At 71.6% G+C, this 12,918-nt stretch carries 8 protein-coding genes; 5 read left to right on the top strand and 3 right to left on the bottom strand.

Annotated features, from left to right (window positions below):
• Positions 1–5 precede the first annotated feature (5 nt).
• The 3 genes from ACI79X_RS09175 to ACI79X_RS09165 all read left to right on the top strand — a co-directional run bounded on the left by ACI79X_RS09175 (position 6) and on the right by ACI79X_RS09165 (position 8,651).
• A complete protein-coding gene (locus tag ACI79X_RS09175; protein WP_457025096.1) occupies positions 6–782 on the top strand; it encodes a hypothetical protein in 777 nt (258 codons plus the stop codon).
• Between the two features lie 358 nt (positions 783–1,140).
• Complete coding sequence (gene rpoB / locus ACI79X_RS09170; protein WP_457025095.1) at positions 1,141–4,650, top strand: DNA-directed RNA polymerase subunit beta; 3,510 nt, start codon at positions 1,141–1,143, stop codon at positions 4,648–4,650.
• Between the two features lie 95 nt (positions 4,651–4,745).
• Entirely contained in the window at positions 4,746–8,651 is a 3,906-nt protein-coding gene (locus tag ACI79X_RS09165; protein ID WP_457025094.1) for a DNA-directed RNA polymerase subunit beta', read from the top strand.
• A 261-nt stretch (positions 8,652–8,912) separates the two neighbouring features.
• Here ACI79X_RS09165 and ACI79X_RS09160 read toward each other — a convergent pair whose 3' ends face one another.
• From ACI79X_RS09160 to ACI79X_RS09150, 3 genes are all read right to left on the bottom strand, one after another.
• The gene (locus ACI79X_RS09160; protein WP_457025093.1) at positions 8,913–9,956 is read right to left on the bottom strand and encodes an LLM class F420-dependent oxidoreductase; all 1,044 of its coding nucleotides are present in this window, start codon (positions 9,954–9,956) and stop codon (positions 8,913–8,915) included.
• A gap of 77 nt (positions 9,957–10,033) precedes the next feature.
• Complete coding sequence (locus ACI79X_RS09155; RefSeq protein ID WP_457025092.1) at positions 10,034–10,264, bottom strand: hypothetical protein; 231 nt, start codon at positions 10,262–10,264, stop codon at positions 10,034–10,036.
• 135 nt (positions 10,265–10,399) lie between these two features.
• Positions 10,400–11,377, bottom strand: a complete 978-nt coding sequence (locus ACI79X_RS09150; RefSeq protein WP_457025091.1) for a hypothetical protein — start codon at positions 11,375–11,377, stop codon at positions 10,400–10,402.
• 601 nt (positions 11,378–11,978) lie between these two features.
• Between ACI79X_RS09150 and rpsL the strand changes: the two genes are divergently transcribed.
• Positions 11,979–12,353: a 30S ribosomal protein S12 gene (gene rpsL / locus ACI79X_RS09145; RefSeq protein ID WP_012950487.1), complete on the top strand. Its 375-nt coding sequence runs from the start codon at positions 11,979–11,981 to the stop codon at positions 12,351–12,353.
• A 1-nt stretch (position 12,354) separates the two neighbouring features.
• Positions 12,355–12,825, top strand: coding sequence for a 30S ribosomal protein S7 (gene rpsG, locus ACI79X_RS09140; RefSeq protein ID WP_117375616.1), 471 nt, complete (start codon positions 12,355–12,357; stop codon positions 12,823–12,825).
• Positions 12,826–12,918 lie beyond the last annotated feature (93 nt).

Here is a 12,918-nt window from a genome sequence, read left to right as displayed (position 1 = left end):
GCGGGGTGACCGGGACGCCCGACGACCGCCCGCGCCCGACGCCGCGACCGCGCGCCGCCGCGCGCCCGTCGCCGCGTCCGCGGGTGGCCGGCAGCCGCCGCGACCGTGACGCGGGCGCCCGGTCGACCGACGCGCCCGCACCGACCTCCCCGGCGAAGGCGCCGGCGGGGGAGGAGCGCCGCCCCGCGCGGGCCGGCGCCTCCGCCCGGCGCACCCGCCCCGCCCGCGCGGCCGCGCCGGTCGGCCGTCACCACGGCCCGTCCGCCGCCGCCGTCCTGGCGGTGCTGTGCGTGCTCGCGGCCGCCGCCGTCGGGGTCCTCGCCTGGCAGCGGGCCGACCCCTCGACGGTCCCGGCCACGGTGTTCAGCGCCGCCCGCGACAACGTCCAGGCGCTCTACGCCTACGACTACCAGGACTCCGAGGGCAGCGTGCAGCGCAAGCTCGACGTCCTCACCGGCGACCTGCGCGACCAGTACGAGCGGGACCTCTCCCAGGGCGGGATCGTCGACACCTACGAGCAGGTGTCGGCCACCACCCGCTACGAGGTCCTCGACGTCGGCCTGCAGCAGGTCTCCGACGACCAGGACTCCGCGACGGTCGTGGTCTTCGGGCAGTACGTCGTGGAGTCGGTGAACAGCGGCACCCAGGCACCGCCCGAGGGGTCGGAGTGCACCGTGACGCCCGAGGGCGCGCAGTCGTGCACCCAGACCGTGCAGGTCGCCATGACCCGGGTCGACGGCGACTGGCGGATCAGCGACCTGACACTGCTCACGACGAGCTGAGCGCCGGGCCGTCGCGCTCCGGTGCGGCGTGGCGGAGACAACCGGGCGGTCCGGCTGGCATCATCTGTGCCGCGGCCCACCGCCGGTGTTGCGGAGGTGCTGTCCTTCCCGGGAGTGTGGCGCGGGTCCCCCCACCCCCGACGTGGACAGCGCTGACGAGCAGGGGTAGGGTTCTCTGTTGCGCTGCCCCCTGACTGCCTGCCCGCCGAGCCGGGTCGAGTGGGGTGCCCGGGATCACCCGGCACCCGGTCGACCGCGCGGGCCGGACGCCGTCGGCAGCCCCGCCGAAACCGACGACGACCCAGGACGAACCCGCACCCACCGCCCGCACGTCGTGAGGTCCTTGGAAGGACGCATCTTGGCAGGCTCTCGCCCCACCAGCATCTCCCCCAGCACCACCGAGTCCGGCGGCTACGGCCAGCAGAACCAGACTCCCCAGGCCGGCCCCCGCACCGGTGAGGCCGACCAGCAGAAGATCCCCGGGGCCCCCCTCCGGGTCTCGTTCGCGAAGATCTCCGAGCCCCTCGAGGTCCCGGACCTGCTCGCGCTGCAGACCGCCTCCTTCGACTGGCTGGTCGGCAGTCCCGAGTGGCGGGCCACCCTCTCGCCCGAGGAGCAGGCCACCGCCGTCGGCGGTCTCGCCGAGATCCTCGAGGAGATCTCCCCGATCGAGGACTTCAGCGGCTCGATGTCGCTGTCCTTCTCCAACCCGCGCTTCGAGGACGTCAAGGCGTCCCTCGAGGAGTGCAAGGACAAGGACATGACCTACGCGGCGCCGCTGTTCGTCACCGCCGAGTTCATGAACAACACCACCGGCGAGATCAAGTCGCAGACGGTGTTCATGGGCGACTTCCCGATCATGACGAACAAGGGCACGTTCGTCATCAACGGCACCGAGCGCGTCGTGGTCTCCCAGCTCGTCCGCAGCCCGGGCGTCTACTTCGACAAGACCCTCGACAAGACCTCCGACAAGGACGTCTTCAGCGCGAAGGTCATCCCCAGCCGGGGTGCGTGGCTGGAGTTCGACGTCGACAAGCGTGACACCGTCGGCGTCCGCATCGACCGCAAGCGCCGCCAGCCGGTCACCGTGCTGCTCAAGGCCCTCGGCTGGACCGAGGACCGCATCCGCGAGCACTTCCAGTGGTCGCCCACGGTGCTGGCCACCCTGGAGAAGGACCACATCGCCGGGCAGGACGAGGCCCTGCTCGACATCTACCGCAAGCTGCGGCCGGGCGAGCCGCCGACGCGTGAGTCGGCCCAGGCCCTGCTGGAGAACCTCTTCTTCAACCCGAAGCGCTACGACCTGGCGAAGGTCGGCCGCTACAAGGTGAACAAGAAGCTCGGCGTCGAGGTGCCCCAGGCCACCCTCACGCTGACCGAGGACGACATCGTCGCCACCATCGAGTACGTCGTGCGCCTCCACGCCGGCGAGCCCGACCACGGCGTCGACGACATCGACCACTTCGGCAACCGCCGCCTGCGCACCGTCGGTGAGCTGATCCAGAACCAGATCCGGGTCGGCCTCTCCCGCATGGAGCGCGTCGTCCGCGAGCGGATGACGACCCAGGACGTCGAGGCGATCACGCCGCAGACCCTGATCAACATCCGGCCGGTCGTCGCCTCCATCAAGGAGTTCTTCGGCACCAGCCAGCTGTCCCAGTTCATGGACCAGACCAACCCCCTCGCGGGCCTGACCCACAAGCGCCGCCTGTCGGCGCTGGGCCCCGGCGGTCTGTCCCGTGAGCGGGCCGGCATGGAGGTCCGCGACGTGCACCCGAGCCACTACGGCCGGATGTGCCCGATCGAGACCCCCGAGGGTCCGAACATCGGCCTGATCGGCTCCCTGTCGGCCTACGGCCGGGTCAACGCCTTCGGCTTCATCGAGACCCCCTACCGGCGGGTCGAGAACGGCGTCGTCACCGACCAGATCGACTACCTGACCGCCGACGAGGAGGACCGCTTCGTCGTCGCCCAGGCCAACTCGCCGCTCGACGCGCAGGGCCGCTTCGCCGAGGACCGCGTCCTGGTCCGCACCAAGGGCGGCGAGGTCGACTACCTGGCGCCGGAGAACGTCGACTACATGGACGTCTCGCCGCGGCAGATGACCTCGGTCGCGACGGCGATGATCCCGTTCCTCGAGCACGACGACGCCAACCGCGCGCTCATGGGCGCGAACATGCAGCGTCAGGCGGTGCCGCTGCTGCGCAGCGAGGCCCCGCTGGTCGGCACCGGCATGGAGCTGCGCGCCGCCGTCGACGCCGGCGACGTCGTGGTGGCCGAGAAGGCCGGTGTGGTCGAGGACTCCACCGCCGACTACGTCACCGTCATGGCCGACGACGGCACCCGGCAGACCTACCGGCTGCTGAAGTTCCGCCGCTCGAACCAGGGCACCTCGATCAACCAGACCCCCGTCGTCGACGAGGGCCAGCGCGTCGAGGTCGGCCAGGTCATCGCCGACGGCCCGTGCACCGACCAGGGCGAGATGGCGCTGGGCAAGAACCTGCTCGTCGCCTTCATGCCGTGGGAGGGCCACAACTACGAGGACGCGATCATCCTGTCGCAGCGCCTCGTGCAGGACGACGTCCTGTCCTCGATCCACATCGAGGAGTTCGAGGTCGACGCCCGCGACACCAAGCTCGGTGCCGAGGAGATCACCCGGGACATCCCGAACGTCTCCGAGGAGGTCCTCGCCGACCTCGACGAGCGCGGCATCATCCGCATCGGTGCCGAGGTCGTCCCCGGCGACATCCTCGTCGGCAAGGTCACGCCCAAGGGCGAGACCGAGCTGACCCCCGAGGAGCGGCTGCTGCGCGCGATCTTCGGCGAGAAGGCCCGCGAGGTCCGCGACACGTCGCTGAAGGTCAAGCACGGTGAGTCCGGCAAGGTCATCGGCGTCCGCGTGTTCTCGCGCGAGGACGGCGACGAGCTGCCCGCCGGCGTCAACGAGCTCATCCGGGTCTACGTCGCCCAGATGCGCAAGATCTCCGACGGTGACAAGCTCGCCGGCCGCCACGGCAACAAGGGCGTCATCGCGAAGATCCTGCCGCAGGAGGACATGCCGTTCCTCTCCGACGGCACCCCGGTCGACATCGTGCTCAACCCGCTCGGCGTCCCCGGCCGGATGAACGTCGGCCAGGTGCTGGAGACCCACCTCGGGTGGATCGCCAAGTCCGGCTGGCAGGTCGAGGGCACCCCGGAGTGGGCGGCCAACCTGCCGGAGCAGGCGCGCCAGGCCGAGCCCGGCACGCGGACCGCGACGCCGGTGTTCGACGGCGCCCGCGAGGAGGAGATCATCGGCCTGCTCGGGTCGACGATCCCGAACCGCGACGGCGACCGGATGGTCCAGGAGACCGGTAAGGCCCGGCTCTTCGACGGCCGTTCCGGCGAGCCGTTCCCCGAGCCGATCTCGGTGGGCTACGTCTACATCCTGAAGCTGCTGCACCTGGTCGACGACAAGATCCACGCCCGGTCGACCGGCCCCTACTCGATGATCACGCAGCAGCCGCTGGGTGGTAAGGCGCAGTTCGGTGGCCAGCGCTTCGGTGAGATGGAGTGCTGGGCGATGCAGGCCTACGGCGCGGCCTACGCGCTGCAGGAGCTGCTGACCATCAAGTCCGACGACATCCTGGGCCGCGTCAAGGTCTACGAGGCCATCGTCAAGGGCGAGAACATCCCCGAGCCGGGCATCCCCGAGTCGTTCAAGGTGTTGCTCAAGGAGCTGCAGTCGCTGTGCCTCAACGTCGAGGTCCTCTCCGGCGACGGGCAGGCCATCGAGCTGCGTGACACCGACGACGAGGTGTTCCGGGCCGCGGAGGAGCTGGGCATCGACCTGTCCCGCCGCGAGCCCTCCAGCGTCGAGGACGTGTGATCGGCCGCCGGCCGGCCCCGTGACGGGGCCGGCCGGCGCCCCTCCGACAACTGCTAGAAGTGCACCAACCGAGCCCCGGGAAAGGGGTCCACTCAGTGCTCGACGTCAACTTCTTCGACGAGCTCCGCATCGGTCTGGCCAGTGGCGACGACATCCGCCAGTGGTCGCACGGTGAGGTGAAGAAGCCCGAGACCATCAACTACCGCACGCTCCGTCCGGAGAAGGACGGTCTCTTCTGCGAGAAGATCTTCGGTCCCACCCGGGACTGGGAGTGCTACTGCGGCAAGTACAAGCGCGTCCGCTTCAAGGGCATCATCTGCGAGCGCTGCGGCGTCGAGGTGACCCGTGCCAAGGTCCGCCGTGAGCGGATGGGTCACATCGAGCTGGCCGCGCCGGTCACCCACATCTGGTTCTTCAAGGGCGTCCCCTCGCGCCTTGGCTACCTGCTCGACCTGGCGCCCAAGGACCTCGAGAAGATCATCTACTTCGCCGCGTACCTGATCACCTCGGTCGACGACGAGGCGCGCCACCGCGACCTCCCGACCATCGAGGCCGAGATCAGCGCGGAGAAGCACAACCTCGAGAGCCGGCGCGACGCCGACGTCGAGGCCCGGCAGCAGAAGCTCGAGGCCGACCTGGCCGAGCTCGAGGCGGAGGGCGCCAAGTCCGACGTCCGCCGCAAGGTGCGCGAGGGCGGCGAGCGCGAGATGCGCCAGCTGCGCGACCGCGCCCAGCGGGAGATCGACCGCCTCGAGGAGGTTCTCGACACCTTCCGCAAGCTCGAGGTCAAGCAGCTCATCGCCGACGAGGGCCTCTACCGCGAGCTGCGCGACCGCTTCGGTGAGTACTTCGAGGGCGGCATGGGTGCCGCGGCCCTCCAGAAGCTGCTGGCCGACTTCGACCTCGACGCCGAGGCCGCCTCGCTGCGCGACACCATCCGCAACGGCAAGGGCCAGCGGAAGCTGCGCGCCCTCAAGCGGCTCAAGGTCGTCGCGGCGTTCCAGCAGACGCGCAACTCGCCCATGGGCATGGTGCTCGACTGCGTGCCGGTCATCCCGCCGGACCTGCGCCCGATGGTGCAGCTCGACGGTGGCCGCTTCGCCACCAGCGACATGAACGACCTGTACCGCCGGGTCATCAACCGGAACAACCGGCTCAAGCGTCTGCTCGACCTCGGCGCGCCCGAGATCATCGTGAACAACGAGAAGCGGATGCTGCAGGAGTCCGTGGACGCGCTGTTCGACAACGGCCGTCGCGGCCGGCCGGTCACCGGCCCGGGCAACCGTCCCCTCAAGTCCCTGAGCGACCTGCTCAAGGGCAAGCAGGGCCGGTTCCGCCAGAACCTGCTCGGCAAGCGCGTCGACTACTCCGGCCGTTCGGTCATCGTCGTCGGCCCGCAGCTGAAGCTGCACCAGTGCGGCCTGCCCAAGCAGATGGCGCTGGAGCTGTTCAAGCCCTTCGTCATGAAGCGGCTGGTCGACCTCAACCACGCGCAGAACATCAAGTCCGCCAAGCGCATGGTCGAGCGTGCCCGCCCCGTCGTGTGGGACGTGCTCGAGGAGGTCATCACCGAGCACCCGGTCCTGCTGAACCGGGCGCCGACGCTGCACCGCCTGGGCATCCAGGCCTTCGAGCCGCAGCTGGTCGAGGGCAAGGCCATCCAGATCCACCCGCTCGTCTGCACCGCGTTCAACGCGGACTTCGACGGTGACCAGATGGCCGTCCACCTGCCGCTGTCGGCCGAGGCGCAGGCCGAGGCCCGCATCCTCATGCTGTCGAGCAACAACATCCTGAGCCCGGCCGACGGTCGCCCGATCACCGCGCCGACCCAGGACATGGTGCTCGGCCTGTACCACCTGACGACCCTCGTGCCGAGCCGGTACGAGGCCGACGGTGGCCGTCCGGCGGCCTTCGGGTCGACGGCCGAGGCGATCATGGCGTTCGACAAGGGCGCCCTGGGCCTGCAGGAGCGTGCGCTGATCCGCCTCGACGAGGTGTTCGGCGTCGACAACGGCAAGGTCAACCCCGCGTGGGAGCAGCCGGAGGACTGGGCCCCGGGTGCCCCGGCGCTGGTCGAGACCAGCCTGGGCCGGGTGCTGTTCAACGAGGCCCTGCCCGAGGACTACCGCTTCGTCAACTACCAGGTGCCGAAGAAGGAGCTCGGGGCGATCGTCAACGACCTCGCCGAGCGCTACCCCAAGGTGCAGGTCGCGGCGACGCTGGACGCCCTCAAGTCGGCCGGCTTCCGCTGGGCCACCCGCTCGGGTGTCACGATCGCTATCGACGACGTCGTCACCCCGCCGGCCAAGCAGGAGATCCTGGACCGCCACGAGAACGAGGCGCGCCAGATCGAGAAGCAGTACGAGCGCGGTGTCATCACCGACGCCGAGCGCCGTGGTGAGCTCATCGAGATCTGGACCCGTGCGCGGGCCGAGGTCAGCCAGGCGATGGTGGACAACTTCCCCACCACCAACCCGGTCTGGGTCATGGTCAACTCGGGTGCCCGAGGCAACATGATGCAGATCAGCCAGATCGCCGGTATGCGTGGTCTGGTCGCCAACCCGAAGGGCGAGATCATCCCGCGGCCGATCAAGGCCAACTTCCGGGAGGGTCTGTCCGTGCTGGAGTACTTCATCTCCACGCACGGCGCGCGCAAGGGTCTGGCCGACACCGCCCTGCGGACCGCGGACTCCGGGTACCTCACCCGCCGGCTGGTCGACGTCTCCCAGGACGTCATCATCCGCGAGGAGGACTGCGGCACCGAGCGCGGCGTGATCATGCCGATCGCGACCGTCGTCGACGGTGTCCTGACCCGGGACGCGCACGTGGAGACGAGCGTCTACGCCCGCTCCCTGGCCGCCGACGTGACGGCCGAGGACGGCACGCTGGTCGCGCAGGCCGGCCAGGACCTGGGTGACGTGCTGATCGGCGAGCTGGTCGACGCCGGCATCGCCGAGGTCAAGGTCCGCTGCGTGCTCACCTGTGAGTCGCTGCTCGGCACCTGCGCCACCTGCTACGGGCGCTCGCTGGCCACCGGCAAGCTCGTCGACGTCGGCGAGGCGGTCGGCATCATCGCCGCCCAGTCGATCGGTGAGCCCGGCACCCAGCTGACGATGCGCACCTTCCACACCGGTGGTGTCGCGGGTGAGGACATCACCCACGGTCTGCCGCGTGTGGTGGAGCTCTTCGAGGCCCGCGTCCCCAAGGGCAAGGCCCCGATCGCCGAGCTGGCCGGCTCCGTCCGGATCGAGGACGGCGAGCAGTTCCGCAAGCTCACGATCACCCCGGACGACGGCTCCGACGAGGTCGTCTACGACAAGCTGTCGCGCCGGTCGCGGCTGCGGGTCGAGGACGGCGCCCACGTCGAGGTCGGCGAGCAGCTCACCGAGGGTGCGGTGGACCCGCACGAGGTGCTGCGGATCATGGGCCCGCGCGAGGTGCAGCTGCACCTGGTCCGCGAGGTCCAGGAGGTCTACCGCAGCCAGGGCGTGTCGATCCACGACAAGCACATCGAGGTGATCATCCGCCAGATGCTGAAGCGGGTGACCATCATCGACTCGGGCGCCACGGAGTTCCTCCCCGGTGCGCTGGTCGAGCGGACGCTGTTCGAGACCGAGAACCGCCGCGTCGTCGCCGAGGGCGGCGAGCCGGCCTCGGCCCGTCCGGTGCTCATGGGCATCACCAAGGCCTCGCTCGCGACCGAGTCGTGGCTGTCGGCCGCCTCCTTCCAGGAGACGACCAAGGTGCTCACCGACGCCGCGATCCAGGGCAAGAGCGACTCGCTCCTCGGCCTCAAGGAGAACGTGATCATCGGCAAGCTGATCCCGGCGGGTACGGGCATCAGCCGCTACCGGAACATCACGGTCGAGCCGACCGAGGAGGCCCGCGCCGCCGTCTACACGATGGCCGGGTACGACGACGGGCAGTACTACAGCCCCGACGTCTTCGGGTCGGGCTCCGGTGAGGCCGTGCGCCTCGAGGAGTACGACTGGCGGGGCTGATCCCCGGTAGCACGTGAGAAGGGCCCCCAGGTCATCGACCTGGGGGCCCTTCCCGTGTGTCGGGAGGCGGTGCGGGTGTCCGTCACAGTGACGGAACGGTGGCGAGGTCCGGGCTCCCCGGCCGGGGACGGCACCCGCTCGGAGTGGACCCGTCGCGGGGCCCGGAGGGTCCCCGAGGGGGACACGGGAGGGGCTCCACGGCGGCCGGGACGGCACCTGGCCGCGGTGTCGGCCGGCAGGCCGACGGTGTCATCGCGGTCCTTACCGGTCGGCCAGCTTCCGCATGGTCTCCACGGTGCGCAGCCGGCCCTCGCGGCTGTCGTCGAGCGGCTGCAGCGCGATGGTCGTGACGCCGGCCTCGGCGTAGGCGGCCACCCGCTCGGCCACGTAGGACTCCGGCCCGATCAGCGACACCTTGCGGACGAACTCCTCGGGCAGCGCCGCGGCCGCCTCGTCCTTCTTCCCGCCGAGGTACAGCTCCTGGACGGTCTCCGCCGCCTCCTCGTAGCCGTAGCGCCGCGCGAGGTCGTTGTAGAAGTTCTTGCCCTTGGCGCCCATGCCGCCGACGTAGAGCGCCAGCTGCGGCCGGACGAGGTCGTGCAGGTGGTCGACGTCCTCGCCGATGGCCACCGGGACGCCGCAGATGACCTGCAGGTCCCCGAGCTCCGCGTCCCGCTTGGCCTTCCCGGCGCGCAGCGAGTCGCCCCACACCTCGTCGGCGCGCTCGGGCATGAACCAGATCGGCTCCCACACCTCGGCGATCTCCGCCGCGAGCTCCACGTTCTTCGGGCCGAGCGCGGCCAGCATGACGGGGATGCGCTCGCGCACCGGCGTGTTGATCAGCTTGAGCGGCTTGCCCAGGCCGGTCCCCTGCTCCGCGGGCAGCGGCACGGTGTACTTGGGGCCCTCGTGCACGAGGCGCTCGCGGCGCCACACCTGGCGGCAGATCTCCACGACCTCGCGGGTGCGCTGCAGCGGGGCGTCGTAGGGGACGCCGTGCCAGCCCTCGATCACCTGCGGGCCCGAGGCGCCCAGGCCGAGCGTGAAGCGCCCGCCGGAGACGAAGTCCAGGCCGGCCGCCGTCATGGCCGTCAGCGCCGGCGTGCGGCTGTAGATGGGCAGGATGGCGCTCATGAGCTCCACCCGCTGCGTCACCGCGGCGAGGTAGCCGAGCTGGCTGACGGCGTCGAAGGTGTAGACCTCCGCGCACATCGCGAGGTCGAGGCCGGCGGCCTCCAGGTCGACGATCTCCGCCGCCGTCTCCTGGAAACCCCCGGCGTAGCTGGCCTGGATGCCGATGCGCACCTGCACTCCTCTGGTCGGCGGCGCCCGCGTCGGCGCCTCCGGCGACCGTAGCGGGTGCCCCGAGAGGGGGAGGAGGCTCAGGCGGTGCGGCTGCGCAGCGGGCGGATGACGCCCACGACCTCGGTGACGACCCGGACGCCGTCGACGTCGCGGGGCACCCGGCCGGCCGCGTCGGCGTCGGCGACGTCGACCTTCACGACGTAGCCGCTGTCGCGCCGGGCGAGGCCGATCCCCACGACACCGGGCGCGGCCGACAGCTGGGTGGCGAGGGCGCTCTTCGCGGCGCGGGCGGCGGCACGGTCGGTCACGCGGGCTCCTCGCTGGCGCCCACCGGCCGGGGTACCCGGGGCGAGGAGGCCCCGGGGAGCCGGGCGGGCTCGGTCACCTCCCCATGGTGCCTCGTCCCCGCCCGGAGCGACATCCCCCTGACCTGGGGGACGTGCTCAGGAGGCGACCCACTCCACCCCGAGCGCGGCCAGCACGGCCGACAGCGGGTTGGCGAAGGTCAGTCCGGCGCCGGTGCGCCCGCCCTGGCCGCTGCCGGCGAACAGCAGGGCGAGCGGCGCCCGGTCGCTGCTGCGCCAGATCACCGAGCCGCTGTCGCCGCCCGAGGAGAACGCCCCGGACAGCCCCTCGATCTCGATCTGGTCGTCGAAGAGGTGCACGCCGTCGTCGTACTGGACGGCGACCCCGTCCACCTCGACGGCGGTGATCCGCCCGCGGGTGTGCCCGGTGGTGCGGCCGACCTTCTCCACCACCTCGTCGGGCTCGACCTCCGGCCCGTCGGGCACGGTGGCGCCGAGCGGGCCGCCCGGGACGTCGCCCGGGTCGGCGGTCACGCCCTCGTCCAGGGTGGCGACGGCGGCGTCGACGCGGTTGGGCCCCGCGGTGAGGGGCGCGACGGCGGCCAGCGTGGCGACGCGGTCGGCCGCGGTGCCGCCGTCGGCCGGCCCGGGCTGCAGCACCGCGTCGCCGACGGCGCCCGCGGTGCCGGCGGCCAGCACGTGGTTGTTCGACAGCACGGCCAGCCGGCCGTCGAGCCGCACGAAGCCGCCGAGCGTCCCGGCGGACACCGCGGCGTGCGCCACGGACAGCCCGGGGACCAGGGGCCGGGTGCGCCGCCGCAGGTCGGCCGGGGCAGGGGAGGCCCGGTGAGCCGCCTGCGGCAGTATCGGACCGGTCACCCGGACGTCGACCTCGGCGCGGACCACGTCGTCGAGGCCGGTGAGCAGCACCCGGGCGTCGTCCTCCGCGGCCACCCGGATGGCCAGGTGCGCACGGCCGGGGCCCACGGGGGTCAGCCCGATGGCCGGCCGCGTCCAGGGCCGGCCGCCCAGGCCGCTCGCGGTGGCGAGGGGGAAGCCCTCGGCCAGCCGCGCGGACAGACGCGCCTTGAGCTCGCGCGCCGAGTCGATCAGCACGGGGACCTCCGTTGCGGTGAGTGCCTTACCTGACACCGACGGTAGGGGGAGGCACCGACAGTCGCGCGTCCTCGCGTCGGAGTGCGCAGGGATGGCGCGCGGCCCGTCGCGCGGTATGGTGCTCGCCACCCCGGAGCCGCTCGACAGGGCCCGCACGGATGGCGGGAATGCCCGTCGCCACCGCGCCGTTCTCCGTCGTGATGGGCCCCGGGGACAGGCAGGCGACCGCCCGCCGAGCGACCGGGACCCGGCTTTGACCGCCTCCGGTACCGCGGGTATCGTGGTCAGCCGTGCCCAGGGTGCCCTGGGCCTGCTCCCGTTCGCGGTGCGCCTGGGTGTCCGGAGGTCCTCCTCCTGGCCGCGGGTCCGCCCCGGTGGGCCGTCCACGGTGGACGGTGTCCGGAGGTGGCGGCGCCGAGTCGCGGGGGGCGATCCGTCCGGTCCGACCGCCGGCCGGTCCTGGGAAGGGCGACACGCCCGACCGCGGGGGCCGGTGGGTGGGGCGTGACCAGGGCAGACGGCCCCGGCAGGACCGGCACCGGCACACAGAGCAGCACCGTCCACAGCACGACCCAGCGCAGGTAGGAGATCCAGGCCACCCATGCCCACGATCAACCAGCTGGTCCGCAAGGGCCGCGAGGACAAGGTCGAGAAGACCAAGACCCCGGCGTTGAAGGGCTCCCCTCAGCGTCGTGGCGTGTGCACCCGCGTGTACACGACGACGCCGAAGAAGCCGAACTCGGCGCTGCGCAAGGTCGCTCGCGTCCGCCTCACCAGTGGCATCGAGGTGACGGCCTACATCCCGGGCGTCGGCCACAACCTGCAGGAGCACTCGATGGTGCTCGTGCGCGGCGGCCGCGTGAAGGACCTCCCGGGTGTGCGTTACAAGATCATCCGCGGCTCGCTGGACACCCAGGGCGTCCGGAACCGCAAGCAGGCTCGCAGCCGGTACGGCGCGAAGAAGGAGAAGAGCTGACATGCCGCGCAAGGGCCCCGCGCCGCGCCGGCCGCTGGTCGCCGACCCGGTCTACCAGTCGCCTCTGGTCACCCAGCTGGTGAACAAGGTCCTGGTCGACGGGAAGCGCTCCGTCGCCGAGTCGATCGTCTACGGCGCCCTCGAGGGCTGCCGCGCCAAGACCGACACCGACCCGGTCGTCACGCTCAAGCGGGCGCTGGACAACGTCAAGCCGGCCCTCGAGGTCCGCAGCCGCCGCGTCGGTGGTGCGACCTACCAGGTCCCGGTCGAGGTCCGCGCCTCGCGCAGCACCACCCTCGGCCTGCGCTGGCTGATCCAGTACAGCCGCGCGCGCCGCGAGAAGACCATGACCGAGCGCCTCATGAACGAGCTGCTCGACGCCAGCAACGGCCTCGGTGCCGCGGTCAAGCGCCGCGAGGACACGCACAAGATGGCCGAGTCGAACAAGGCCTTCGCGCACTACCGCTGGTAGTCGCACCCCGCTGGTGACACACCCCGTCCACCAGCACCCGCCGGCGGGAACGCCGGGCCACCCCCGGGCAACCCGCACGCGGACCAGAGACAA

It is taken from the genome of Geodermatophilus sp. SYSU D01119 (assembly GCF_054049975.1).
Note: the sequence above shows the minus strand (reverse complement) of the source record. Positions and strands in the feature narration are given on the sequence as shown.

Coding starts and splice junctions, on each gene's coding strand:
- rpsL (WP_012950487.1), top strand. CDS start 11,979: ATGCCCACGATCAACCAGCTGGTCCGCAAGGGCCGCGAGGACAAGGTC.
- rpsG (WP_117375616.1), top strand. CDS start 12,355: ATGCCGCGCAAGGGCCCCGCGCCGCGCCGGCCGCTGGTCGCCGACCCG.